25 protein-coding genes, 2 pseudogenes and 1 riboswitch are annotated in these 24,925 nt (G+C 63.2%); of the genes and pseudogenes, 17 read left to right on the plus strand and 10 right to left on the minus strand.

Going from position 1 to position 24,925, the window contains the following annotated elements; all coding sequences use genetic code 11:
* Positions 1-38 precede the first annotated feature (38 nt).
* From AC4D1W_RS07865 to AC4D1W_RS07910, 10 genes are all read left to right on the plus strand, one after another.
* Positions 39-974, plus strand: a complete 936-nt coding sequence (locus tag AC4D1W_RS07865; RefSeq protein ID WP_490898366.1) for a carbohydrate ABC transporter permease — start codon at positions 39-41, stop codon at positions 972-974.
* Positions 971-1,831 carry a carbohydrate ABC transporter permease gene (locus AC4D1W_RS07870; protein ID WP_490898367.1) on the plus strand — a complete coding sequence of 287 codons (861 nt, stop codon included), beginning with the start codon at positions 971-973 and terminating at the stop codon, positions 1,829-1,831. Before AC4D1W_RS07865 ends, AC4D1W_RS07870 begins: the two co-directional genes overlap by 4 nt.
* Positions 1,828-2,787 carry a Gfo/Idh/MocA family protein gene (locus AC4D1W_RS07875; RefSeq protein ID WP_490898368.1) on the plus strand — a complete coding sequence of 320 codons (960 nt, stop codon included), beginning with the start codon at positions 1,828-1,830 and terminating at the stop codon, positions 2,785-2,787. Before AC4D1W_RS07870 ends, AC4D1W_RS07875 begins: the two co-directional genes overlap by 4 nt.
* A complete protein-coding gene (locus AC4D1W_RS07880; protein WP_490898369.1) occupies positions 2,784-3,782 on the plus strand; it encodes a Gfo/Idh/MocA family protein in 999 nt (332 codons plus the stop codon). Before AC4D1W_RS07875 ends, AC4D1W_RS07880 begins: the two co-directional genes overlap by 4 nt.
* Complete coding sequence (locus AC4D1W_RS07885) at positions 3,760-4,752, plus strand: LacI family DNA-binding transcriptional regulator (RefSeq protein WP_490898370.1); 993 nt, start codon at positions 3,760-3,762, stop codon at positions 4,750-4,752. Before AC4D1W_RS07880 ends, AC4D1W_RS07885 begins: the two co-directional genes overlap by 23 nt.
* Entirely contained in the window at positions 4,749-5,300 is a 552-nt protein-coding gene (locus tag AC4D1W_RS07890; protein WP_490898371.1) for a VOC family protein, read from the plus strand. The genes AC4D1W_RS07885 and AC4D1W_RS07890 overlap by 4 nt, the downstream gene beginning before the upstream one ends.
* Positions 5,297-6,196, plus strand: coding sequence for a sugar phosphate isomerase/epimerase family protein (locus AC4D1W_RS07895; RefSeq protein WP_490898372.1), 900 nt, complete (start codon positions 5,297-5,299; stop codon positions 6,194-6,196). Before AC4D1W_RS07890 ends, AC4D1W_RS07895 begins: the two co-directional genes overlap by 4 nt.
* On the plus strand, positions 6,186-7,172 hold the full coding sequence (locus AC4D1W_RS07900; protein ID WP_490898373.1) for a Gfo/Idh/MocA family protein: 987 nt from the start codon (positions 6,186-6,188) through the stop codon (positions 7,170-7,172). Before AC4D1W_RS07895 ends, AC4D1W_RS07900 begins: the two co-directional genes overlap by 11 nt.
* Positions 7,173-7,194: 22 nt before the next feature.
* Entirely contained in the window at positions 7,195-7,947 is a 753-nt protein-coding gene (locus AC4D1W_RS07905; protein ID WP_490898374.1) for an SDR family NAD(P)-dependent oxidoreductase, read from the plus strand.
* A gap of 277 nt (positions 7,948-8,224) precedes the next feature.
* Entirely contained in the window at positions 8,225-8,428 is a 204-nt protein-coding gene (locus AC4D1W_RS07910; RefSeq protein WP_490898375.1) for a hypothetical protein, read from the plus strand.
* Positions 8,429-8,442: 14 nt separating this feature from the next.
* On the opposite strand, the pseudogene AC4D1W_RS07915 reads toward AC4D1W_RS07910, so the two are convergent.
* Positions 8,443-8,607 (minus strand): annotated as a pseudogene (locus AC4D1W_RS07915) (DUF4193 family protein); the annotation flags it as partial.
* A gap of 752 nt (positions 8,608-9,359) precedes the next feature.
* Between AC4D1W_RS07915 and AC4D1W_RS07920 the strand changes: the two are divergent.
* Positions 9,360-10,316, plus strand: a complete 957-nt coding sequence (locus AC4D1W_RS07920; RefSeq protein WP_490898492.1) for an IS481 family transposase — start codon at positions 9,360-9,362, stop codon at positions 10,314-10,316.
* Positions 10,317-10,329: 13 nt separating this feature from the next.
* Here AC4D1W_RS07920 and AC4D1W_RS07925 read toward each other — a convergent pair whose 3' ends face one another.
* From AC4D1W_RS07925 to AC4D1W_RS07960, 8 genes are all read right to left on the minus strand, one after another.
* Positions 10,330-10,824: a CoA-binding protein gene (locus tag AC4D1W_RS07925; RefSeq protein WP_490898376.1), complete on the minus strand. Its 495-nt coding sequence runs from the start codon at positions 10,822-10,824 to the stop codon at positions 10,330-10,332.
* A complete protein-coding gene (locus tag AC4D1W_RS07930) occupies positions 10,821-12,164 on the minus strand; it encodes an O-acetylhomoserine aminocarboxypropyltransferase/cysteine synthase family protein (protein WP_490898377.1) in 1,344 nt (447 codons plus the stop codon). Before AC4D1W_RS07930 ends, AC4D1W_RS07925 begins: the two co-directional genes overlap by 4 nt.
* Positions 12,165-12,215: 51 nt before the next feature.
* A complete protein-coding gene (gene acs, locus AC4D1W_RS07935) occupies positions 12,216-14,156 on the minus strand; it encodes an acetate--CoA ligase (protein WP_490898493.1) in 1,941 nt (646 codons plus the stop codon).
* Positions 14,157-14,167: 11 nt separating this feature from the next.
* Positions 14,168-15,070: an ABC transporter permease gene (locus AC4D1W_RS07940; RefSeq protein ID WP_490898378.1), complete on the minus strand. Its 903-nt coding sequence runs from the start codon at positions 15,068-15,070 to the stop codon at positions 14,168-14,170.
* Positions 15,070-16,110, minus strand: a complete 1,041-nt coding sequence (locus tag AC4D1W_RS07945) for an aliphatic sulfonate ABC transporter substrate-binding protein (protein WP_490898379.1) — start codon at positions 16,108-16,110, stop codon at positions 15,070-15,072. Before AC4D1W_RS07945 ends, AC4D1W_RS07940 begins: the two co-directional genes overlap by 1 nt.
* A gap of 68 nt (positions 16,111-16,178) precedes the next feature.
* The gene (locus tag AC4D1W_RS07950) at positions 16,179-17,009 is read right to left on the minus strand and encodes an ABC transporter ATP-binding protein (protein WP_490898380.1); all 831 of its coding nucleotides are present in this window, start codon (positions 17,007-17,009) and stop codon (positions 16,179-16,181) included.
* 5 nt (positions 17,010-17,014) lie between these two features.
* Positions 17,015-17,112: riboswitch (SAM riboswitch) on the minus strand.
* A gap of 69 nt (positions 17,113-17,181) precedes the next feature.
* Positions 17,182-17,877 (minus strand): ThuA domain-containing protein, encoded by a 696-nt coding sequence (locus AC4D1W_RS07955; protein WP_490898381.1) that lies wholly within the window; start codon positions 17,875-17,877, stop codon positions 17,182-17,184.
* The gene (locus AC4D1W_RS07960; protein ID WP_490898382.1) at positions 17,874-18,296 is read right to left on the minus strand and encodes a substrate-binding domain-containing protein; all 423 of its coding nucleotides are present in this window, start codon (positions 18,294-18,296) and stop codon (positions 17,874-17,876) included. Before AC4D1W_RS07960 ends, AC4D1W_RS07955 begins: the two co-directional genes overlap by 4 nt.
* A gap of 204 nt (positions 18,297-18,500) precedes the next feature.
* On the opposite strand from AC4D1W_RS07960, the pseudogene AC4D1W_RS07965 reads away from it, so the two are divergent.
* From AC4D1W_RS07965 to AC4D1W_RS07990, 6 genes and pseudogenes are all read left to right on the plus strand, one after another.
* Positions 18,501-20,286, plus strand: a pseudogene (locus AC4D1W_RS07965) (DUF2264 domain-containing protein).
* Positions 20,287-20,353: 67 nt separating this feature from the next.
* On the plus strand, positions 20,354-20,989 hold the full coding sequence (locus AC4D1W_RS07970; protein ID WP_490898494.1) for a nucleoside/nucleotide kinase family protein: 636 nt from the start codon (positions 20,354-20,356) through the stop codon (positions 20,987-20,989).
* A gap of 104 nt (positions 20,990-21,093) precedes the next feature.
* The gene (locus AC4D1W_RS07975; protein ID WP_490898383.1) at positions 21,094-21,585 is read left to right on the plus strand and encodes a DUF2975 domain-containing protein; all 492 of its coding nucleotides are present in this window, start codon (positions 21,094-21,096) and stop codon (positions 21,583-21,585) included.
* Complete coding sequence (locus AC4D1W_RS07980; protein ID WP_490898384.1) at positions 21,585-21,836, plus strand: helix-turn-helix domain-containing protein; 252 nt, start codon at positions 21,585-21,587, stop codon at positions 21,834-21,836. Before AC4D1W_RS07975 ends, AC4D1W_RS07980 begins: the two co-directional genes overlap by 1 nt.
* Before the next feature lie 84 nt (positions 21,837-21,920).
* A complete protein-coding gene (locus AC4D1W_RS07985; RefSeq protein ID WP_490898385.1) occupies positions 21,921-22,601 on the plus strand; it encodes an ANTAR domain-containing protein in 681 nt (226 codons plus the stop codon).
* A gap of 96 nt (positions 22,602-22,697) precedes the next feature.
* The gene (locus tag AC4D1W_RS07990; protein ID WP_490892495.1) at positions 22,698-23,714 is read left to right on the plus strand and encodes a magnesium and cobalt transport protein CorA; all 1,017 of its coding nucleotides are present in this window, start codon (positions 22,698-22,700) and stop codon (positions 23,712-23,714) included.
* Between the two features lie 43 nt (positions 23,715-23,757).
* Here the strand turns inward: AC4D1W_RS07990 and AC4D1W_RS07995 are convergent, their stop codons facing one another.
* Positions 23,758-24,804, minus strand: coding sequence for a D-2-hydroxyacid dehydrogenase (locus AC4D1W_RS07995; RefSeq protein ID WP_490898386.1), 1,047 nt, complete (start codon positions 24,802-24,804; stop codon positions 23,758-23,760).
* Between the last annotated feature and the right edge of the window lie 121 nt (positions 24,805-24,925).

Consider the following 24,925-nt stretch of genomic DNA (forward strand, 5'->3'; position numbering starts at 1 on the left):
GCTCCCCGGGGAAGCGAAACATTATGCCGCGAAACATTATGCCAACGACCAGCGCACTGCACGGCCTCGACTCCGACAAGTCTTCCACCCGTAACGACGTTCCGATGCTTCGACGTCCCCCTGAAGATCATCGCATCTGGCTCTACGTCATCCCAGTCAGCGCTGTATTCCTGTTCGTCTTCGTAGGGCCGCTTTTCTACACGGCATGGACGGCGCTGCACGAGACGAACTTTTACGAGATCGGCGAATTCTCCGGCCTCAACTCCTTCGTCCAGCTATTCTCCGACCCGAGCCTGTTCAGCCGGCTCGGAAGCACCCTAGTTTTCTCGGTGGGAGCGCTGGTTATCGCGCTGCCCGCCGGGTTGTTATCAGCGATCGTGCTGAACAGCGTTCACCGATTCAAGCGCACGGTCCGAGGCCTTTTCCTCCTGCCGTGGCTGATGTCGCAGGCTACTGCAGGAACTATCTGGCTTTGGTTCCTGAACCCCAACTTCGGTCCTGCTTCAGCCATCACCACGTCACTCGGCTTCGGCCCCACGGACGTGTTCTCCACGCCAGCGACAGCCCTCATAGCCGTGACCCTCATCACTGCCTGGTGGTCGTACCCGCAGGCAATGCTGCTGTTCCTCGGTGCACTTCAGACCATTCCCGAGGAACTACGCGAGAGCCTGAAAGTCGATGGAGGCGGAATTTGGCAGGGATTCGTCAACATAACGCTGCCTTTCCTGCGAAACACCATCGTCTCGGTCGTCGTGGTTCTGCTGATGCTCTACGTGCAGATGGTCACTATCATTCTGGTGACCACCCGAGGCGGGCCGCTCGGCGCGACCGAGACATTGTCGATGCGCGTGTACAACCAGACTTTCAACGAGTTCGATCTATCTGGGGCGTCGGCGACGGCCATCCTGCTCTTTGCCGTCAATATTGTCCTCACCCTGGCCGCCATCCGCTTCCGCCGTAAGGAAAGCCTGTGACTACCGTTGCAACGAGCCGTCGTCGTCGCGTCGGCAAGACCATCCGCGAAATACCTGCCTGGATCTACATCGTTCTCTCTGCGCTTGTCGTCCTCCCGCCCGTCGCTTGGATAATTTCCACGTCGTTCAAGGTAGGAGCGGACACGATCGCGTTTCCACCGAAATGGATCCCGGATCCGGTCTCGCTCGAGGGCTACGGCGGACTCTTAACCTCGACGAATGTTCGATTCTTCGTGAACTCTCTGATCTATGCCGGGGGATCCATTGTGCTCGCACTGGCGATCTGTATCCCCGCGGCGTATGTCGCCACGCGCTACCGTAGCCGCCGCATGGAAACTCTCATGACGGGCATCCTCGTTCTGTCGATGGTTCCCGCGATCGTCGTCTTCGTCGCGCTGTACTCCATGTTTGTGAAGACCGCACTGATCAACACCTATCCCATGCTGATCGTCGTCTACACAGCAATCATCTGCGGGCAAACCATCCTATTCTTGCGCAACTTCATCGAGAACATCCCGGTAGAAATCGAGGAGGCCGCCGCCATCGACGGGTGCTCGCGCCTGCAAATTCTCTGGCGAATCGTGCTCCCCCTCATCCGACCCGGAATCGCAGCCATCGCAATCTTCATCTTCGTGTTTGTCTGGAACGACTTCCTCGTGGGCACAGTACTGGCTACCACAGAGGACATGAAGACCGTCCAGAACGGCATCGTCCGATACATCACGACAGGCTTCGGCAATTTCTGGGGGCTGTTCGCCGCTTTCGTAGTCGTCGCGTTCATCCCCGTCCTGGCAATCTTCACGGCCTTCCAGCGGTGGTTCATCGCGGGCCTGACCTCCGGGGGAGTGAAGGGATGACTAACGCCGTGCGCGTGGCTGTCATTGGTGCTGCTGGGTGGGCTGGGAGCCGCCACGTGGAGGCATTCCTTTCCCTGAACGCTCGAATCGTTGCCCTGATCGATCCCAGCACTCGCGTCCATGAGCTGGCACGGACAGTGGGAGCGCAAGTTCTCGACTCGCCGGACCGACTCGGCACCGATGACGTTGACCTGGTGGTCGTGTCCTTGCCAAGCAGCGCGCAGCCCGGCGTGTCCGCGGATCTGCTGCGCCGTGGCTTCCGTGTCCTCGTGGAGAAGCCGATCGGGTCCTCCGTCGACAACGCCGCGGTCCTCGCGGAACTCCCGAATATCGATGATGCCCTGATGGTGGGTTACACCTTGCACCATCACCCTGCCGCGAGGATGCTGGCGGAATGGGTCTCTTCCTCAACCGTGATCAGTGTTAGCGTTCGTTCGGCCGCGCGGAAGCTGGCACTCGGTTCATGGCGGGTGAAACCTGAAGAAGGCGGGGTCGCTGTCGTTAACGGGATCCACGCAATTGAGTACGTGGCCTCCCTGTTCCCTGGTGAAGCGACAGTTCACAGCACATATGCAAGCGATCAGTTGCACTATGCTTCCATCCCGGATTACACGGCCGCGTCGCTCTCGTTCGCGGATGGCCCGCTCTTTCGGCTTGAGACCTATTGGAACCCGTGGAACCACACGACCGGGCTCAACCGAAACGACTGGTCCCTGGAAATCGATGTCATCGCGCACGAAGGGCGCCGATTGTGGTCGAACTGGACGTTCCATGAATGGGATCGCCTGGGCTTCGAGACGGTGCATCATCTGCCCGAGGTCGACCTCTTCCATGAACAAGCAAAGGTCGCTCTGCGCTTTGCCCGTGGAGAACAGCCCACGGTCGGATATCGCCAGGCCCTCCGTGCCACCGATCTCGCCGATCAGGTAACCGGCAAGGCGCGTGAACGAGTATGAGAAGAGCCAGAACGATTGTCCTGAACCCCTCACACTGGCACACGCCGCTCTACGCGGAGAGGATTGCGGCTCGGCATGACGTAGTTGGGATCAGTGATCCAGACCCAACCCGTGGAACTGAATACTCCCACTTGTGGGACGCCCCCCTTTATCCGTCCTGGCAGGATCTCATCGCCAAGCATCACGATGCTGAACTCGCGTATGTCTTCGTGCCGCATGACGCCATGCGCGACGCCTGTCTCGCCCTGATCGCTGAGCGGATACCGCTTGTCGTCGAGAAACCGGCGGGGGTGTCCTTGTACGAGCTGACGGAAATCAGAAAAGCTGCAGCGGCTACAGGAGTGCCGGTCGCGGTTCCCCTCGTGCAGCGAGGCGGACCCACCGAAAAGTGGCTCGCGAAGGCGGGAAGCTCTCTCTACGAGAGCGTCCAGTTCATTGCTGGCCCCCCGGACCGCTACCTCACAAACGGCAGCCCATGGATGGTGGAATCGAAACACGCCGGTGGTGGATGCATGATCAACCTCGCCCCGCACTTTGTGGATCTGTTCCTCCGCTCAACCGGTGCAGACACGGTAACGGTGACTGCAGCCCTGTCCTCGGCGCTGCACAATGAGAGCATCGAAGATTTCGCCTCACTGACGCTTACCACCCTTGACGGGCGCGTGGGAACCATCGAAGTGGGCTACGCATTTCCGGGATCACCGCTGAAGCGGCACTGCTCCTTCATGCGCATCGGCTCCGCGGGGACGGCCACCGTGTGGTCAGATGGGAGCGCATCCTTCACCTCCACCGCCGGCGTCACGGAAACCGCGCAGATCAATGTGGATAGCGACCCCTTATACGGCCCTTTCGTCGATGAAGTGGCCGATCAGCTAGATCGGGGATTCGACGAACTGCCCGGACTCCGCGACCTGGAAGCAACAATGACCGTCATTTGGGACGCGTACTCAAATGCTCGACAAGGGAGAAACCGTGTCCACCCCCAGTATCGATGAAGTGGCAGAGGCAGCCGGTGTCCACAGATCGACCGTGTCGAGAGCCTTCTCGCGCCCGGAATCTGTGAAGCATGAAACCCGGGACCACGTCCTGAAAGTGGCTGCCTCGATGGGATACACGATGAATCCCCTTGCGCAGGCGCTCCGTACCAAGACCAGCACACTGGTGCCACTCATCGTCCCCGATATCACCAACCCATTCTTCGCCGAACTCGCGAAAACCATGACCGCAGCAGCGGGAGAGCGCGGATATCAGCTGGTGCTGTGCGTCACCGAAAACGATGCTGGAGCAACCGCCGGGTACCTCCAGGCGATGCGGTCCATGTACGCGCCCTTCGGAATCATCGCGCCCTTCAACCGTGTGGATCCAGCCGACTTTGAACAGTTCGGATATGGAAGCCGTCTCGTTGTCATCGACCGCATCGAATCCAACCACCAGGTGCCCACCGTGACCGTCGACAGCGCAAAAGGCATCCAGTTGGCATTCGACCACCTCGTCGAACTTGGGCACAAGCAAATAGCCTACGTATCCGGAATCGCCGGAACACACACAGCCGCCGACCGGCGAGAGGCATACCACGCTCTCGCTGGACTGCATCGGATGACCCCGATCGAGTTCAACAGCGGCATCGGTGCTGAAGCCGGCGAACGCGCTGCAAAAGAGATCATCGGCATGGCGGACCGGCCGACCGCAGTGATCGCTGCGAACGACATGGTTGCATTCGGTCTCATCAGCTCCTTCGGTTCACACGGACTGTCCGTTCCGCAGGACGTCTCGGTAGTAGGGTTCGACGGCCTGCCGCTCGGTGCGCGCAGCAACCCGCCGTTAACCTCGGTGCAGCAACCCATAACCGAGATGGGCCGCATTGCGATCACGCTCGCCGAACGCACAGCTCAAAACGGGGACGTGGACCACGTGGTGCTCCAGCCGCGGCTGCTCGTTCGTTCGTCGACGGGACCGGCCAAATGAAGACACAGAAATTGCCAGGGCTTCAACACGTCGACCACGCGGCATTCACCGTTCCAAACCTGGATGAAGCCGTGAACTTCTTCGTCGAGGTCCTCGGAGCAGAGGAACTGTACCGTTCCCGCCGAGGCCCCGACGAGTCATTCATGCCCATTAACTTCGACGTGCCCTCAGACGCAGCCCTGGAACTGTCGATGTTGCGGATGCCGCCAAACCTGAATATCGAACTGTTCCAGTGGCAAACCACAGACCAGAGATCAGAACACCCAAGACACAGTGACCGCGGCGGCCATCACCTCTGCTTCATCGTCGATGACGTCGACGACGCCGTCGCTCACCTCAAACACATTCCGGGCGTCCGTATCCTCGGTGAACGTAAAGAGGTCGCCGCTGACAGCCCCACTGTCGCAGGCAACCGCTGGACCTACTTCCTAACGCCCTGGGGATTACTGATGGAACTGGTCGACCGTTCCCGGGTACAGAACCCGCCGAACCTGGTCGGCCCGGCGGAATGGACCCGCCCCGACAAAAGGAGTACCACCGTCTCATGATCATCGCCGGACACACGCTCGGAACCCCGAACCACACCCTCCCAGAGGCGCTGCACCTCTTCAAAACGGCAGGCCTGGACGCCGCTGAAGTCATCTATCAGGAGAATTACCCGGCTGCCATCAGACCATCCGACAAAAAGTCCGCGCAACAGGCAGCCGCAGCCGCCTCCGCCGAAGGTATCCCCATCCTGGCGCTCACCCCGTACACCACAGCCATCAACAGCGTGGCGGACAAGAGCTGGCAGCAAGGCGTCGATGAGTTTCGGGGCTGCATCGAAGCCGCGCACGAAGTCGGCGCAAAACGAGTCCGTGTCTATGCAGGTGCCTGGCAGCCAGGCAGTGCCGACCACAGCGCTCATTGGGACCGGCTTCGGACAGCGCTCGATATCCTCGCTCGCGATGCTGAGCAAGCCAACGTAGTTCTCTGCGTTGAGAACCACTTCGGCACGATGACTCAGACGGCCGCAGACACCACTCGCCTCGTGGAGGAAGTCGCCTCGCCCGCCGTACGTGTGCTCTACGATCAGGCAAACCTGACTTTCACACACGACGAGAACTGGCAGGAAGCCCTCGCCGTGCAGGGCCACCTCATCAGCCACGTGCACGTGAAGGATCTCGTGTTCAAGGATCCGCATGCTCCCTTCCGCGCCTCGGACACTGCACGCGTGAAAGCCGAAGAACGGGCGATCAGTTCCCGCGTCGTAGGTACCGGTGTCCTACCATGGCCTCAGATTATCGAGGAGCTCGTCAGGCGCGGCTACGACGACGTGCTCGCGTTGGAGTATGAGTACCGCTGGCATCCACAAGATCTTCCTGATCCCGCTATCGGTTTCAAGGAGTCCGCGCTGGCCATCCGCGCCATACTCTCCTCCATGGTGTCGACCCATGAACGGTAGGGTCCTGCGCATCGGTGTGGCTGGTGCCGGGAATATCGCCAGCATCGCTCAACTCCCGACGCTTGTTGCGCGCGACGACGTGGAGCTGCGCGCTCTGGTCACTCGGCAAGCGGACCCCCACCCGTTGATGCGCCGTTGGGGCTTCGCCATCGCCTACCCGAGCGTCGAAGCGATGCTTGGGGAAGAGGACCTGGACGCGATCTTCGTGCTCACGCCTCGGTCCGAGCACGTTCACGCCACCCGTATTGCGTTGGAGGCGGGCGTTGACGTCTTTTGCGAGAAGCCGCTCGCGACGAGCACAGCAGACGCAGAGGCCCTCGGCCGGCTGGCTGAGGCAGGAAGCCGGGTGCTCATGGTTGGGTTCAACCGTCGGTTCGCTCCGGTCTACGAAGCCGGACGCGCCGCCTTTGGAGAGAACGGGGCGAGCTTCTGTATCGCACAGAAGAACCGCGCAGGGTCGGAGTACCGGGCCACCTTCGAGAACGCGATCCACATGGTCGACCTCCTCCGTTGGTACTGCGGGGGTGAGCCCATCGACGTTAGCGCGCATGCCGCCGGCGAGGACCCCTGGCAGGAAGACGGGGTGAGCGCCTTGATCCGTTTCGACAACGGCAACACCGGTGTCCTTATGGCTGCCCGAAACGCCGGAACCTGGGGGGAGAAGCTCGACGCGTACGGCGGGGGTGTGAGCGCAGCCATTACGGCACCCGACCGCATCGCCGTCAGTCGCGAGAGCGGCACTACCGTCCGTGAAATGTCACCCGAAGCCTTCGGATGGGCTACCGCGACGCAGACGTTTGGCTTCGCGGGAGCGGTCCACCACTTCCTCGACCGTGTGCGAGATCGTCAACAGCCGCTTACGTCAGGATCCGAAGCAGCGAAGACACAACAGTTGCTGGACCGTATCCTCTCCGCCGCCGGGTTGCCGACCGAGGAACAGCCGGGCAGAGAATGGGCTAGCCATGCAAAGAAATGACAGCAATGAACGGGAGCCGACTATGACCGACCAAGTCGTCTTTGTCACCGGGGCGAACGGAGGAATCGGTGCCTCCATGATCGACGCCTACGCCGAGACGGGCGCTACCGTCATCGGCGCCGATCGGGACGACAGTGGGTCGGCTGTTGCTACGGCGTACTACCAACTCGACGTCACCGATGAGGCTGCCACCGCCGCCGCCGTTGCGGACATTGTCTTGAAGTACGGCCGGATCGACGTGCTCGTACATGCGGCAGGAGCCCTCGGTGAAACCCCCGACCCGCTGAAAACCAGCACCGCAGAGTTCGAACGCATCATGACGATCAACGCCACCGGGACGTTCACCATCGTGCGAGAGACGGCGCAGGCCATGCTCGACCACGGCATCAAGGGGACGATCCTGCTGTTCTCCTCCGTGGCGGCGAAGGAAGCGCGGCGCACGTACCTTCCCTACAACGCGAGCAAGATCGCGGTGCTGCACATCATGTGGTCCATGGCTCAGATCCTTGGACCATCGGGAATCTCAGTCAACGCGATCACTCCGGGGCCGGTGGAGACGAACATGTGGGCCCAACTGGCGGAGGCATCAGGAGACACCATTGATGCTGCATCCCGGGCGCGCGCGGAACGCGCCGCACAACTGCCCATGCAACGGTTTGCTCGCCCCAACGAGGTCGCCAGTGCAGCCATTTTCCTGACGGACCCAAAAAATCGTTACATCACCGGCGTCAGCCTTGACGTCGCTGGAGGTGCACACCTCGGGATGGGATCCTGATATGGCGTGGCACCGGAACCAGGCGGCCCTTGCACACCGCAAGAGCAGTGCACAGAAGCGCGCATGATCTGATCAATGAACTTGCTCTTGCGTTCCGCGCTGTATTGATTTCGGCGATGTCTTCAACGTTGCTCGCCGCGAGCGAAAGCACTGACCGTGCAAGGTCCCCAGTCCAAGTACGAGCGTCTGGAGAATCGTCGCTGACAAGCCGTCGCGCCGTGTTTGGTCTTCGCGGCGCAAGCGCATTGAAGGTAAGACCCAGTACGTGCGTGTCTCCATGTCGGAGATGGAGCGCGCGCAGTTGTTCAAACTTGAGGCACAAACGGGTTTGTCACCGTCGGCGATTCTGGTTGATGCGGCCTTGGGTACTGGCGATCCGGCTTCCTTGCAGCTGCGTAAGCAGGAGCTTGCGACACTTCTCGAGCTCCGATACCTGGTTGCTACAGCTGCGAACAACATCAACCAGGTCGCACGCCACTAGAACACGACAGGTCAGATGATTTCTCCGCCGGGGGTAAGCCCCGCATCAAAGACGTCAGCTTCGTCCAACTCAGTTACGACGCTGCGCGCATCCGGGGCGTTGGCGGCTTGCAATGCCTCCAAGGAGCGGTCCTGAGATTCCTTGACGTCGGATCGGACTTCATCGTAATCGGTTGCCACTTTAGATGTTCTTCTCTCTGGCGCATACGGGTATCACTACACACCTATGCAACGCACATCTGCGTGCCCGTGTTCCTACATTGAGCGGAACCTTCCCCATTGAGGGTGGCCACACCTATTGCACTTGGGAGACTCTGTTACTTCCAGACTCTGTGCTACCAACTGGCACCGATAGTTGAGATTATGTCCGGTGGTGGTTTGGTGACCATCCTCGCCCCGCAAAAATCGGCCCCCCCCGCCCGCAAGGTGCGTGCAGCCCATACCGATCAGTTTGTCAGCGGTACAACTTCAGAGCTATCCGTTCAACCGTTCTTACGGCTCGGGCAGTGAACCGACATCGAGGTGGGCCAAGGTGAGAATCGGGACTCGGATAAAACCACCTAGGTACAGCGCACCAGCCAATTGTCCAGACGGTGTCTGGACAATTGGCTTGAGTGTCGGGGCTGCCAACTGGCTGGCATCACACCGACGGAGCACACTGAACCAGTTTCCGACGAACAGCCCGCCTCGGTGCAGCCCGAGTCGGTTCCTGCACCGGAAGCACCCCCGGTCACCGAGTTGCCTGCTCCCACTCCATCGGCGGATGCACTGGCGCCTTCCATGCCGCAGAGGCAGAAGTGGTTTCCCCCGAGGTTTTCGCCGCGCTAGGTGTACCCGGCCAGGACATTGGTAGCGGCGAGTCTGGTTGAACTAGGGAGAACCTCCGAGTGGGATGTGGCTTGTCTAAGGCCCACTCCAACTCGGAGGTTCTCGTGTTCCACCGTAACGCCCGTCTGACTGTCCATGGCCGCAAGCTGATCATCGAGCGGCACCAGGCCGGATGGAAGCAGGCCCACATCGCCGCGGCGATGGGCATCTCCCGCAAGTGTGTCAGGACCTGGATCCTCCGGTACGGGGCCGAGGGCGAGACCGGTCTGGAAACTCGGTCTTCACGGCCGCACACGGTGCCCACCCGGACTGCGCCCGAGGTGGAGCAGAAGGTCCTGGCTGCCCGGGCCGAACACCGGCAGGGCCCGGACCTGCTCGGACCGAAGACCGGTGTCCCGGCCAGGACGGTTTCCCGGATACTGCGCCGGCACGCGGTGCCCCGCCTGCGCGAGTGCGACCCGATGACCGGTGATGTCATCCGTTCCTCGAAGTCCACCGCGGTCCGCTACGAGCGCGCCCGGCCCGGCGAGCTGGTCCACATGGACGTCAAGAAGCTCGGCCGGATCCCCGACGGCGGGGGCTGGCGCGTTCACGGCCGGGCGATTCCACGCGACCGTGTCAGCGGACCCGGATACGACTACATCCATTCCCTGGTCGATGATCACTCCCGCCTCGCCTACAGCGAGGTGCTGCCCGACGAGAAGGGCTCCAGCTGCGCGGGCTTCCTCGAGCGCGCGATCACCTACTTCGCCGCTCGCGGGATCACCCGGATCGAGCGGTTGATGACCGACGACGCCTGGGCCTACCGATACTCCCTGCGGGCGCTGTGCGCCGAGCACGGCATCACCCAAAAGTTCATCAGACCCCACTGCCCATGGCAGAACGGCAAGGTCGAGAGGCTGAACCGCACCCTGGCCACCGAGTGGGCCTACCGCCAGGCCTACACCAGCAACAACCAACGAACAGCCGCGCTTGCGCCATGGCTCGAGCACTACAACACTGAACGCAGTCACAGCGCACTCGGAGGCAAACCACCGATCAGCCGACTGGCACCAACCTGATGGCCGGGTACAGCTAGGCGGTGACCTGGCGTTTCGAGGAAATCACTCCGGTATTGAAACCTGCCAGGTTGAGGCCGCCGTGGAAGCGCGCGTGTTCAATCTTGACGCAGCGATCCATCACCACGTTCATGCCGGCGGCTTCGGCGTCGCGGGCGACGTCTTCGTGCCATGAGCCCAGCTGCAGCCACAGCGTCTGTGCTCCGGCGGCTTTGGCTTCCTCGAGGACCGAGGGGAGATCGTCGTGCTTACGGAAGACATCCACAATGTCAGGCTGTTCCGGCAGGTCCGCCAGCGACTTGTAGACCGGCTGCCCTAGGATCTCGGTGGCCGTCGGGTTCACGAAGTACAGCCGGTACGGCGCCGAGGACTGCAGATAGGTCGCTACGAAGTAGGACGCACGGGACGGCTTGTCCGAAGCCCCGACGATGGCAATTGACCCGGCGTTACGGAGGATGTTCAGGCGCTCCGGTGCGGATGGGCCTTCCCAGGTACGTTCCTGCATGCTCATGCCTTCACTCCCTCATTCTTGAATCCGAGCGCTTCCTCCAGGTGTGCGGGTGTCCCGGCCACCGCCATGTCCAGCGCCTGGTCGAGGTCCCAGAGGATGTCCTCCAGGTCCTCAAGCCCTACCGAGATGCGGATGAGATCCTCCGGGATACCCGCGGCCGCGAGCTGTTCGGCGGAGAGCTGTTGGTGGGTCGTGGACCCCGGGTGGATGACGAGGGTCCTGGCGTCTCCGACGTTCGCGAGATGGGACGCCAGCTGTAGGGCCTCGATGAACCTCTGACCGGCTTCGCGGCCGCCCTGGACTCCGAAGCTGAAGACCGAGCCGGGACCCTGCGGCAGGTACTGCTTGGCACGCTCATGGTGAACGTGGGAAGGCAGACCCGCGTAGTTCACGTACTCAACGCGGCGGTCCTTCTCAAGCCACTCGGCGACGGCCTGGGCGTTGGCGACGTGTTCATCAACGCGCTGCGCCAGCGTCTCCACTCCCTGCAGGAGCTGGAAGGCCGACGACGGCGACAGCGACGGCCCGATGTCCCGCAACTGTTCCGTCCGCAGCTTGGTGAGGAAACCGTATTCGCCGAAGTTGGCCCACCACTGGATGTTCCCGTAGGACGGGACGGGCTCGGTCATGGTGGGGAACTTGCCGTTGCCCCAGTTGAAGCGTCCGCTTTCGACGACGACGCCGCCGAGTGTGGTGCCGTGGCCGCCAATGAACTTGGTGGCCGAGTGGATCACGATGTCCGCGCCGTGCTCGAGCGGCCGAATGAGGTAGGGCGTGCTCAGGGTGGAGTCGATGATCAAGGGGACACCGGCGTCGTGCGCTACCTTCGCCAGCCCGGCAATATCGGAGATTTCACCGCTGGGGTTGGCGATCACCTCGGCGTAGACCACCTTGGTGTTCTCCTGGATCGCCGCGGCGTAGTCGGCCGGGTCGGTGCCCGGCACAAAGGTGGTCTCAATCCCGAAGCGGCGCAGTGTCACGTCGAGTTGCGTCACAGTGCCGCCGTAGAGCTGGGAGGCCGCGACGATGTGGTCGCCGGCCTGGCACAGGGCTGCGAAGGTGATGAATTCGGCGCTCATGCCCGACGCCGTCGCTACCGCCCCGATGCCGCCCTCAAGGGAAGCGATCCGCTCCTCGAATGCTGCGACGGTCGGGTTTCCGATGCGCGAGTAGATGTTGCCGTACTTCTGCAGCGCGAAGAGGTTGGCGGCGTCGTCGGTGTCCTTGAAAACGAAGGACGTGGTCTGATAGATCGGCACTGCCCGGGCGCCATGCGTGGCATCGGGTGTTCCGCCGGCGTGCAGCGCGCGGGTACGGAAGCCGAAAGTGCGGTCAGCCATTGAACAGCCACCTTTCCTGGAGGTTATATCTGGTTCTTCTCAAGTATCGCCCTATCGGGCGGCGAGCACTTCAGCGATCCGGGGAACGCAGGCCTCGTTTTGCAGGCTCGTGGTGTCACCCAGCGGCGCTCCTTCGTACAGCTGGGTCAGCAACCGCCGCATGATTTTGCCGGAGCGCGTCTTGGGGACGTCCTCCACGACGACGACGGCGGACGGCTTGGCAATCGGCCCGATCGCCTTCGCCACGTGGTTTCGCAACTCTGTTTGTAGCTCAGTCTGCAGCGCCTTATCTTGAACGGCACCACCGTGCACGACGACGAACGCAGCGATGGCATGGCCGGTCACCGCATGAGCCACCGGGCAGACTCCGGCCTCGACCACCCGCGGGTGCGAGACGAGCGCGGACTCGATCTCGATCGTCGAGAGCCGGTGGCCGGAGATGTTGATGACGTCATCGACGCGTCCGAGGATCCAGGTGTCGCCGTCGTCGTCGTACCTCGCCCCGTCGCCGGCAAGGAACCAGCCCTGGCTCGCAAACTTCCGCCAGTAGGAATCGAGGTAGCGCTGCGGGTTGCCCCACACGGTGCGGGCCATCGCCGGACCGTGGCGGTCAACCACGATCAAGCCCGGCTCGCCTGAAGCCACGGGTGCACCGTCGTCGTTCACGATCCGGGTGCTCACACCCGGAAGTGCGCGCGAGGCGCAGCCGGGCTTGAAGGAAGCGTCGGTGGGCCGGGGGCTGAGGACGGTCGCGCCCGTTTCCGACTGCCACCACGTGTCCACCATGGGTGCGCTGCCGGAGCCGACGTTCTCGCGGAACCAGCGCCATGCCTCCGGGTTGGTGGCTTCGCCCACGGTGCCGAGGACCTTGATGGAGGAGCGGTCGTAGGAGTCGGGAACGCCGTCCGGGAACCAGCCCATCAGCGAGCGGATGAGCGTGGGTGCGGTGTAGTAGCTGGTCACGCCGTACCGCTCGATGATCTCGAAGTGCCGTCCCGGATGCGGGATGTTCGGCGTGCCCTCGAAGATCACCTGGGTAGCCCCGTTGGAGAGCGGGCCGTAAATCTCGTAGGTGTGGGCCGTGACCCAGGCCAGGTCGGCGGTGCACCAGTGAACGTCATCGGTCCGCTTCGCCGGGTCGGGATCGCTGAAGAGGTACTCGTAACTCCAGGACGCCTGCGTGAGGTAGCCGCCCGTGGTGTGCACCAGCCCCTTGGGCTTGCCGGTGGTGCCGGAGGTGTACATGATGAACAGCGGCGTCTCAGCGTCGAGGGCCGGAGCCTCGTGCACGGGGGAGGCGGTTGCGACGGCGTCGTGCCACCACACATCGCGTCCCTCCTGCCAGGCGATGTCGCTGCCCGTCCGCCGGATCACCAGGACGTGCTCAATCGAGTTCTCGCCGGCGACGGCGGCATCGGCGTTGTCCTTGACCGGCACCGCAATGCCGCGACGGTACTGCCCGTCCGTGGTCACGAGCAGTTTGGCGCCGGTGTCTTCGACGCGGAAGCGCAGCGCCTCCGCGGAGAACCCGCCGAAAACGAGCGAGTGCACCGCGCCGATACGCGCACATGCCAGGGTCACGACGACGGTCTCCACCAGCACGGGAAGGTAGATGACCACCCGGTCACCCTTGCCGACGCCCAGGTCTGTCAGGGCATTCGCGGCCCGGCTGACCTCCTCCTGAAGCTGGGCGTAGGTGACGGTGCGGCGGTCTCCCGGCTCACCCTCGAAGAACAGGGCGGGCTTGTCGGCGAGCCCGGCCTCGACGTGCCGGTCTACGCAGTTGTAGGCAGCGTTGAGTGTGCCGCCGGAGAACCATTCGATGCGGGGGACCGAGAGCTCGCCGTTTTGGTCCGGGCGTGCCGGGTGGAACCTGTGCGTCGTGTGCCACGGGGAGGACCAGTGAAGCCTGCGCGCCTGTTCCTCCCAGAAAGCGATCCGCTCCTCCTCCGTGGTCAGAGTCGGATCGACCCAGGTTCCAGCGGCGCTCACGTCGACCGCGCTTACGTCCACCGTCGAACCGCCCACCTTTCGGCGATGCCAAGCAGGGCGTCGGTCGTCTTGCCGATAACAGCGAGCAGGATGATCGCCAGGAAGATCCGGTCTGTGCGGCCGTTGTTGGTCGAATCGGTCAACAGGAACCCGAGTCCCAGCGACGACGCGATGAGCTCGGCAGCCACCAGGAACAGCCAGGCCTGCGCCAGCGCCAGCCGCAGCCCCGAGAACACAGCGGGCACGACGGCGGGCAGCTGCACCGTGGTCAGCAGCCTGATCCCCTTCAATCCGAACGCCCGTGCCGCTTCAACGAGGTTCCGGTCAACGTGGCGCAATGCCAAAAAGAGTGTGGTGAAGACGGGGAAGAACGCTCCGATGAGGATCAGCGTTACCTTCGAGTCCTCACCGATCTTCATCCACAGAATGAGCAACGGGACCCAGGCAAGCGACGGAACCGCGCGCAGCGCGCCGATGGTCGGTGCGAGCAGCGCGTCGGCCAGCCGGGACAACCCGAGCAGGGCGCCCAGCGCCAGTCCGAGCGTGGCACCCAGCGCGAAGCCGATGAGCACGCGCTGCGTGGAGATGGCGATGTGGATCCACAGTTCGCCGCGCTCAATCAGTTCGACGGCGGCGGTCAGCACAGCGGAGGGCGGCGGCAGCTGCACGGCGCTGAACACGCCCACGACCGAGTTCAACTGCCAGGCGACGAGGATGAGGGCGGGAACCACCAGCCCCAGCAGGAGACGGACCGGTCGCCGGCTCAGCAGCCCCCCGGAGGTCTCTGTGGGCTCAAGAGGTGAGCCGCCGTCGTCGTCCGCTGTTGTCACGGTATGGCCGGTGGCTTCCAGGCCTTCCTTGCTGGTGGGGTAGACGCTGGCCCCGGTATTACCGGGATTACCCATCTGAGTCATTAGGAACCCTGGATGGCGTCAGGATCGGCGTTGGTGACGAAGGAGTCGTCGAAGAGGGTGTCGAGGGCTTCATCGATCTGCTCCTGCGAGGAGACATCACCGGTTTCCACGAATACCGGGCCGACCTTCTCGAGAACCTTCCGCTGTGCCTCGCCCGGTGCGGGGTCGACGTCCAGGTTGGTGCGTTCGATGATGACGGCGTTGGCGATCTCGACGTCGATGCCGGCAACATCGGCGAGGATCTGTGCCGTCTCCTCCGGGTTTTCCTTCGCCCACTCGCGCGCCTTCTCGTAGGCATTCACCACGGTCTGGGCAAGCTCGGGGCTCTCGGAGAGGAATTCCTCGTTGGCGTTGAGGAAGCCGTAGGTGTTGAAGTCGATGTTGCGGAAGAAGAGCTCGGCGCCCTCCTGCTCAGCCGAAGCCATGATCGGGTCCAGACCCGCCCAGGCGTCAACGGATCCGTTGTTCAGTGCTGCCCAGCCGTCGGCGTGCTGCAGGTTCTGCACGGTGACCTCGGAGGGGTCGATGCCAGCGGACTCGAGCGACTGGATCAGGAAGAAGTAGGGGTCGGTGCCCTTGGTTGCCGCGATCGACTTGCCGCGCAGGTCCTCAAGGGTCTCGATGCCGGTGCCCTCGACGGTGACCATGGCGGACCACTCGGGCTGGGAGTAGATGTCGATCGTCTTGATCGGTGACCCGTTGGAACGGGCGAGGAGAGCAGCGGACCCGGCGGTGGATCCGACGTCGACCGCTCCGGCGCGGAGGGCTTCATTGGCCTTGTTGGAACCGGCGGACTGGACCCAGTTGACGGTCACGCCTTCGTCCTCAAGCTCCGCTTCGAGCCAACCCTGGTCCTTGATGACCAGGCTGAGCGGGTTGTAAGTGGCGAAGTCAATGTTGAGCTCGGTGGCCGTGGAAGCCTCTTCGGTGGACGCGGCGTTCTCACCGGCGAGGCAGCCGGTCAGGGCGAGCGTGCCGGTGGCGGCGAGCGCTACGGACAGGACGGCGCGGCGGGTGAAGGGCGAGCGGGTGCGGTTCATGGTTTCCTTTGCGAGGGGTAGCAGTCGCCGTGCAGACGGGCACGACGACGGAACAAGCTGTGTGTGGTCTAGTGGCCTTTGACGCCGAGGGTGGTGAGCAGGGAGCTGCGCATTCGGCCGAGGTCGGCGGCATTGCGGTCCCGCGGGCGGTCGCCCGGGACGGTGAGCACCTCGGTGACGGAGGCGCCGGGGCGTGACGGATCGGCGGACTTGCCGAGCACGATGATGCGGTCTGCGAGCTGGAGGGCCTCGTCGACGTCGTGCGTCACCAGCAGCACCGTAGTGGGCTGGGCTGCGTGGATATCCAGAAGGAGGTCCTGCATCTTCAGCCGGGTGAGGGCGTCGAGGGCGCCGAACGGCTCATCGAGGAGCAATACGCCCGGGTTCCGGGCTAGTGCCCGGGCCAGGGATGCCCGCTGGGCCATGCCGCCGGACACTTCACGGGGCCGGTGCCCGGCGAAGTCCGCGAGCTCCACGAGTCCCAGCAGTTCGGTGACCTTCGCCTTGCCGGCGGCCGCGCCGGTTCCCCTGGGCAGGCCGATTGCGACGTTGGCCCGGAGCGACAGCCAGGGGAGGAGACGCGGTTCCTGGAAGGCGACGGCGCAGCGGTCATCGATGCCGTTGACCGCGGTTCCGTCGATGAGGACGGCACCGGATGTTGGTGCGTCGAGGCCCGCTGCGGCCCGCAGGAGCGTGGACTTCCCGCAGCCGCTGGCACCGACGATGGCGAGTACCTCACCGGCGCGGACATCGAGGGTGATGTCGCGGAGGACTACATGCTCGCTGGTTCCGCCGCCGAAGGACCGCGTGAGGGAGGAAAAGGTCAGGGGAAGGGCCAGCTTGTGTGTGGCGTTGTTAGTGGCCTGTGCCTGCTGCTGCGCGCTGAGAACGGTGCTCATGTATAACTCCATCGCTCCTGGCAGTAGCACCCGTTCTCCTGCATGCAGGTAAGGGTTGCTGCGGCGTCAACGATCCAGGTCTCTCGGCCGCTCGGGATGGTGGACTTCCACTAAACGACTTTCTGACGTGCCTTTGCAATATATGTCGTAACAAAGCAGGCCCACGCTGCGGTCAGGCGAGCAGCCAGTCCACCGCGCGCTCCAGCAACTCCCGGCGCTCCGGTGACGCGTACGACACCGCGTCGTGGCCGAGAGCGTCGTAGAAGCTTCGCGCTGTAGTGGTTCCCGCTCCCCGTTTCGCAGTGCGTTCAAGCGGTCGCTCCAGCGACCAAATCAATGGGTGGAGGTGCCCCTCGTGTTCGTGGCGGGCATGGACGACGACCTCCGGTGACGTGCGCAGCCAGCTGTAGCGTTCGTCGTCCACCGTGAAGTCAGGGACGCCCACCGGAAAGGAGCCCTCCAGCACAATGTGTGCCCGGCCGTACTCCGGATGCATGGACACGCCCCGCACCCACCGACCGCCGAGTGCCTTCTCCCACGATTCCGAATCCAAAAAGCTGGTGGAGCTGGAGTGCAGGGCCAGCAACGGCCGCCCGCCGGCAATCCAGGCGTCCAACCCCGCGGAGGCGGCCTCTGATCCGGGGGACGTGCCGTCGTCGTCGCGGGGGAGACCGACGTTCACCACCAGCAGGTCCGGCCAGGAGGCGGAGTCCTGGAGGCCTTCGAGAGCGCAGTCGACGTCGTCCGCGGTTTCCACGGTGAGACCGTGGTCTTGAAGTAGGCCTGCAACCGCAGCGGATGTCTCGGCGAAGGGGTGCCAGGGGTCCGCGTACCGTCCGGTGCCGCTCAGGAGCAGTGCTGTTGTCATGGGGAGCTCATCTCTGTAGGTGACGGGTGAGGCGTTCCAAGCGAGGAGTCCCTCACGATTAGGTCCGGATTCAGCTCCAGGCGGTGGACGGGCCGTCGCCGGCCCTCGGCGATCCGGGCGGCGAGCATCTGCACCGCCACCCGGCCGACGTAGTGCTTCGGTGGCCGCACCGCGGAGATGGCGGGCTCGGCAAGGTAGGCGACCTCGTCGTCGTACGCTACGACCGCCAGGTCATCCTTAGGATTTATCGAAGTGCTCGGCCCGCGGACTGCCCTGCTTTCCAGCCGTCTCGTCGAGTGCTGCGTCCGTGGAGAGGCGGAAAACGTGATTGCTTCATGCCGACTCTGAGTATGTACTGGTCCCGAACGTGATGCAAGGCACACCGATCGAGTATCAGCCACAGGAAAGGACCGCTCCATGAATAAGCCGGAGGCAGTAGCTGCGATGGGTTATGGAACCTTCGCCGAACGGATCGTCGCCGCAGGGCCGGAGCGGTTGGGATGGGTGGCGCCGGGTGAAGGGCTCATGAGCGCATGAACAAGCTGACACTTCCGACCCTGGACCGGGAACTCTCGCCCTATACGGGATGGACGCGCGAGCACCACGCGGCCCAGGCCTACTCGATGCTGCTCGGCGTCCGCAAGTGGGCCAGTCCCAGCCATGCCCGCATCACACCGCCCGGACGCGAAGGCGGCTACGGCCGGGCCATCGACGGCCTCGAAGGCTTCGCGCGCACCTTCCTCACCGCGGGCTTCCGGCTCACAGGCGAGCGCGGCGACGATCCGCTAGGACTTGCCGAGTGGTATGCCGAGGGCAAAGGTCGAGGCTGCGGCCCTGGCCATCGTGCTCGACATGACGCGCCCCTGGCTGTGGGACGGACTGGACGCCACCGTCCAGGAACAGCTCGTCGACTGGTTCTCCCTGACCACCGACGCGGAGTACCCGCCCATCAACTGGGTCTGGTTCCGCATCGTCGTCCAGCAGTTCCTGAAGTCCGTTGGTGCGGACTACAGCCAGGACAACATCGACGAGGACCTCGCGCTCCATGACACTTTCGTGCGTGACGCCGGCTGGTACAGCGACGGCAGCCAGCGCGCCTATGACCACTACGCAGGCTGGGCACTCCATCTATACCCGGCGCTGTGGCACCGGATGGCCGGCCACGACGACGACGGTCCCGGCCCCACCCGCCGCGACCGCGATACCGCGCACCTCGACCGGTTCCTGCTTGACGCCGTCCGCCTAGTCGGCGCGGATGGTTCCCCGCTCATCCAGGGCCGGAGCCTGATTTACCGCTTCTCTGCCGCGGGGCCGTTCTGGGGTGGAGCGCTCGCCGGCTGCACCGCCGTCGAGTCTGGTCTCCTGCGCCGCGCTGCAAGTGGGATTCTGCGGCACTTCGCCGACCGCGGGGCCCCCGACAGCGACGGACTGCTCTCACTCGGCTGGCACCACGAGTGGCCGAAAATGGCCCAGTCCTATTCCGGGCCGGGGTCACCCTACTGGGCATCGAAGGGGCTGCTGGGGCTCGCGCTTCCGGCAGATCACGAGGTCTGGACGGCCGTCGAGAAGCCCCTGCCCATTGAAGAAGGCGACTTCGCCTTTACTGCTGCGGCACCCGGCTGGGCTGTCAGCGGCACCAGGGCTGACGGCGTCGTACGTGTGATCAACCACGGCACCGACCATGCCCAGGAGGGAGCTGAGGTTGCCGACTCTCCGCTGTACGCGCGGCTTGGCTACTCGACCGCTACCGCGCCGATCATGGACGACGACGGCGAGACCCACCCTCTCGACATGTCCGTCACCCTCGCGGACGAGAACGGCCGGCCGAGTCACCGCACCGGCTTCACCACGCTTGACATCCAGGCAACCGATGACGACGCCGGTGCCCTTATTGGGGCCTCCCGCGCGGTCACGCACTGGGTTGACCCAGAACCCACGGATGCGAACCACGGATACGGGCAAGCCGGAACCGTGCGCCATGGAGCGCCCGTCACCACGGTTTCCCTGGTACACGGGCCGTGGGAGGTGCGGCTGGTTCGAGTGGACCGTGAGCCCACTCCGAACGAGGCACCCCTCGGCGCGCTCACCGTGGGCGGGTGGGCGCTGCCCGCAACCTCGGAGCTTGACTCCGTCATAGTTCCTCTTCAGGGCTGTGACCGTTCCGACGGCTTCGACCAAGCGCAGAGCCGTCTATACCGCGACGCCACCCCGTTAGCAGAGGACACCACAGTTCCGTACGTGAGGGCAACGAAACCGGTTCCCGGAGCCTGGTACGCCGCGGCAGTCGGCCTCGGCACACCCGATTCTCTTGCTGAGCAACCGCGCCTCGAACTTGGGCAGGACACCGCAACGGTGCAGTGGCCCAGCCGGAGCATCACAACGCTCATCCTGCCCGAACCATCCGAATAAACCCCACTCACCCACTCCCTCCGGCGTGAAGCCCTCGTCGCATTACCCGTGTCAGGATGGCACCGTGATGCTTGCCGAACTGGTCGACCGAATAGAGCGCATCTCGGCGCACGAGACCGCCGTCGTAATCGGGATAGTCGGCGCGCCGGGAGCGGGTAAGACCACCCTGGCCGGGCAGCTGATGGCCCTGCTGAACCATGTTGAACCGAATCCGGAACGACAGCGCTACGCGCACGTGCCCATGGACGGCTTCCACCTGTCGGACCGGGAACTGCTGCGGCTGGGTCTATTGGAGCGGAAAGGTGCGCCCGAGACCTTTGATGCCTACGGGTATGCTGCCCTTCTGCAGCGACTTCGCGGAGCTCGTGATTCAGTGGTCTACGCGCCCGGTTTCGAGCGGACGATTGAACAGCCGATTGCCGGCGTCGTTCCCGTGTATCCGTCAGCGCGGACCATTCTGACGGAAGGCAACTACCTCCTCCTCGATACACCGGGTTGGCGGGAGGTGCGCAGCCAGTGCACAGAGATCTGGTACTGCGAGCAGGAGGACCGCCTGCGTATTGAGCGCCTGGTTCAGCGCCATGTCACTTTCGGTAAAAGCCGGGCTGCGGCGCGGGACTGGGTTGAGCGGGTCGACGAGCCGAACGCGCGGCAGATCGCGGCCACAAGAGAGCGGGCGGATCTGGTTATTCGTCTCGGGTAGGGCATGAGCGATCGGACGAGTTGGCTTACGACCAGTTCCACAAGATTGACCTACCTATCGTTCTTCGATATGTTTCATCTGTAAAACAATCGAAGGGAATCCCGATGGGAAAGTTGACCATCCTCGCGTTGCAGATCGTCATCGCGATGGTGATTGCCGGTTCGCTGTTCGTCCAGCTCTGGATGGTGCCTCTGATATCGACGGACCTGGAAGAAGCGGGCGTGCCCACCGGGTTGCGCATCACTTTCAACGCCATCGTGGTCTTCGGCATCCTGACCGTGCAGGTGAGTGCCGTCTGTGTCTGGAAGCTTCTCACCATGGTCCGCAGCGGCACCGTGTTCTCCCACGGCGCATTCCGCTACGTCGACATCATCTTTGGTGCAATCGCGGCCGCTTCCGTACTGGTGTTCGGCCTTGCGGTTCTCCTTGCGCCGGGCGAGATTGCTCCGGGGATCATCCTGCTCATCTGCGGTGCATCGCTCCTCATCGGCGGCGTAGCGCTGATCGTGCTGGTCCTGAGGATGCTGCTGGCGCAGGCGGTTGCCCGCGTCGCCGAAGCCAAACACCTGCGCGACGAGCTCGACGAGGTGATCTGATGCCCATCATCGTCGACATTGACGTCATGCTGGCCAGGCGCAAGATGCCGGTCGGTGTTCTGGCTGACCGGATCGGGATCACACCGGCCAACCTGGCGGTCCTGAAGAACGGGCGCGCCAAGGCTGTCCGCTTCACCACTCTCGAAGCCATCTGCGAGGTGTTGGACTGCCAGCCCGGTGATGTGTTGCGTTGGGAACCTGACGGGGCTGCGCAATCATCCGAAGGAGAACACGAGTCCGAAGCACGATAAAATCGCCGGGTGAGTGGGTTCAGGCCAGAAAGTGCCGCGACAACCAGGGTCCTTACGGGAGATGAAGCATTTAGGGCGGACCCGGTGCCGACGGTATTGATGGACCGCAATTCCGTCATTCGAGCGGTCAATCCATCGTTCAGCAAGACAATCGGACGACCCGCAGACGCGCTGCTGTCCCTGAACGCATTCGAGGCTTTTCCGGATAATCCGGATGATCCCGAGGCGGACGGCGTAGCGCGAATGGGCGCGTCCTTTGAACAGGTCTTCAGCTCGGGGATTGCCGACAACATGGTTATTCAGAGGTACGACATCGCTGATCCGCGGTCCGGGAAGTATCTTCAAAGGCACTGGATTCCGATCAACACGCCTGTCTTCCATGAGGGACGCGTCATCGGCATTCGCCAACAGGTCAAAGATGTGACGGTGCTGAGGGCCGATGCTCTTCAGGTGATGGAGCACTACCGGGACATCATGAACAGCCGCAAAGTGACTTCCCAGGAAGTCGAGAATCACCAGAACATGGTCAATGCCTTTACGGAAGGCGTTACCTACTACAAAGACCTGGCAGTGGAAGTGGCGCAGTTGCGGGAGGCGCTCACCACACGCGCCACGATCGAGCAGGCAAAAGGCATGCTCATGGTCAGCCGGCGATGCTCCGCAGAGGAAGCATTCGACATCCTGCGAGGGCTGTCCCAGAACACAAACGTTCGTCTTGCCGACGTCGCCGCGGCGCTGGTCTACCATCTGCAGACGGAGAACTGACGCGCCCTGGTGCCGCCGCCACGTTGGGGCATTCACAGAGGCACTGTATGAGAAACTCGCGTAAGCCTTGGACGGACAAACAGTAGGGACAACACGGTGGCCATCGTTGACAACGGCGTGTACGTGAATGGTCACCGGAGCGCCGACCCGGTGAATCTGGATGAAACGTTTGAGTTGAAACGTGATCGCGGAGGAATGGCCTGGATCGGGCTCTACCGCCCTGACGACGCAGAGATCCACAGGGTGGCCGAGGAGTTCTCGCTCCACGAACTTGCCGTCGAGGATGCTCTCCACGGTCACCAGCGGTCCAAGCTTGAGCGCTACGGAGAGACGCTTTTTGCGGTGCTCCGTCCTGCCCGTTATATCGACGCCGAGGAAATGGTCGAGTTCGGGGAGCTCCATGTTTTCATTGGTCCCGACTTCATCGTGACCATCCGTCAGGCCGAGTCACCCGACCTTGGGAAAGTACGACGGCGGCTCGAGGCTGATCCTGAATTTCTTGCGCTGGGGCCTCAGGCAGTGCTTTACGCCATCCTGGACGAAGTGGTGGACCAGTACGCACCCGTCGTGGCAGGACTTGAGAACGATATAGACGAGATCGAGGACGAACTCTTCAATTCTGCCCCTGACGTTGCACGCCGCATCTACGAACTTTCACGTGAGGTCATCGGCTTTCAAAGGGCCACGCATCCGCTGCGGCCCATGCTTGAAGCCCTGCTGCGCGGAGCCGAAAAGTATGACCTGGAAGTCGAGCTGCAACGCAGGCTGCGCGATGTGCTGGATCACGTGTTCCGGGTGGTTGAACGCGTCGATTCCTTCCGCATCCTGCTGGAGAACGCGCTGTCGGTTCACACGACTCTTGTCGCCCAGCGCCAGAACGAGGAGATGCGCCACCTCTCCGAAGCCAGTCTCGCGCAAAGCGAAGAGGTCAAGAAGATCTCCGGCTGGGCCGCAATCATCTTCGCTCCGACCCTCGTGGGCACCGTCTATGGCATGAACTTCGAACACATGCCGGAACTCGAATGGACGCTGGGCTACCCCTTCTCGCTCGCTCTAATGTTGCTGATGGGCGTTGGCCTCTACCTAACGTTCAAGTACAAGAAGTGGCTTTAGCTAGCTCCTGCCACCTCCGTGAACTTGCTCGGTAGAACTCCGCTCAGTAAAACTCCACAGTGTCGACAACGTTGAGCAGCGGTTCGCCGTCCAGTAGACGCCGGGCATTCTCTGCGAACAGCTCCGCGATCTTCCGCTCCTCCTCCTCGTAGGTTCCGGCGTTGTGAGGGCTTACGACGACGTTCGGCAGCTCCCACAGCGCGCTGTCCTTCGGGAGGGGCTCCTGTTCGAATACGTCGAGCGCTGCGAATCCCACACGCCCGTCGCTCAGCGCCTCGATCAGTGCGTCCTCATCAACGGTGGTGCCGCGCCCGACATTGACGACGGTGATGCCCTTCTTCACCCGCTGAAGCAGTTCTCGGCTGAGCATGTGCCGTGTGTGCTCGGTGGCGGGGAGGCACAGCACCACGGCGTCCACCTCCGGTAGAAGCTCGCCAAGGCGCCCAGGGGGGAGGATGCCAGAGACGCCCTCTGCCCCAATGTCCCGCCGATGTACACCAATAACCTCGGCCCCTAACGCTCTCAGCTTGCGCGCAACGGCACGTCCAATGCCACCCAGACCGACGACGGCGACACGCTGGTTCGCTACCTGCGGCACCGGCCGCCGAGCTCCCCAGACGTTCCCTCGCTGATCCTCTAGAAGTTGTGGCAGGCCCTGCGCCCCGGCGAGTACGCCGAACACCGCGAATTCGGCGAGTGGTTCGGCATGAACGCCGCCCGAGGTGGTGAAGGTGATGCGGTCCAGTTCATCGGCAGTCAGCTGTGCCGCCTTGACCTGGCTGCCGCCGCCGGCTGGAGTGGTGTGGACCCAGCGAAGGTTGAAGTTGGCACGGACAGCCCGGCGCAGTTCTGTTCCTGACTGGCCCGGAACACCGTACAGAGCGTCGGCGCTGTCGATGAGGTGCTCGTATTCGCTCTGTTGCCGGGGCGTGCGCCGGAAATCCCCGTCCCCCTGGTGGTCGCCCGCGTAAAGCTGTGGCGGCAACAGGGATTGATTCCTGATCAGTTCGATGCGCGGCTCCAGTTGCTCAATGAGCTCGCACAGGGGCTCGGGTAGGGGAGTGGGTACAAATACGCGAAGTTCCGGCATGGTTCTCCAGTCAAGTAGGTGTTCTCACCGAAGCATATGGGACACCTCGGACAGACATCTCTCCCTGGCGTTCAGGCGGTCGGGTGCGCTCTCCCAGAATTGTCGGTGGTGGTTGTTTGAC

The sequence above is a fragment of the Arthrobacter sp. TJ-170 genome (assembly GCF_058269305.1).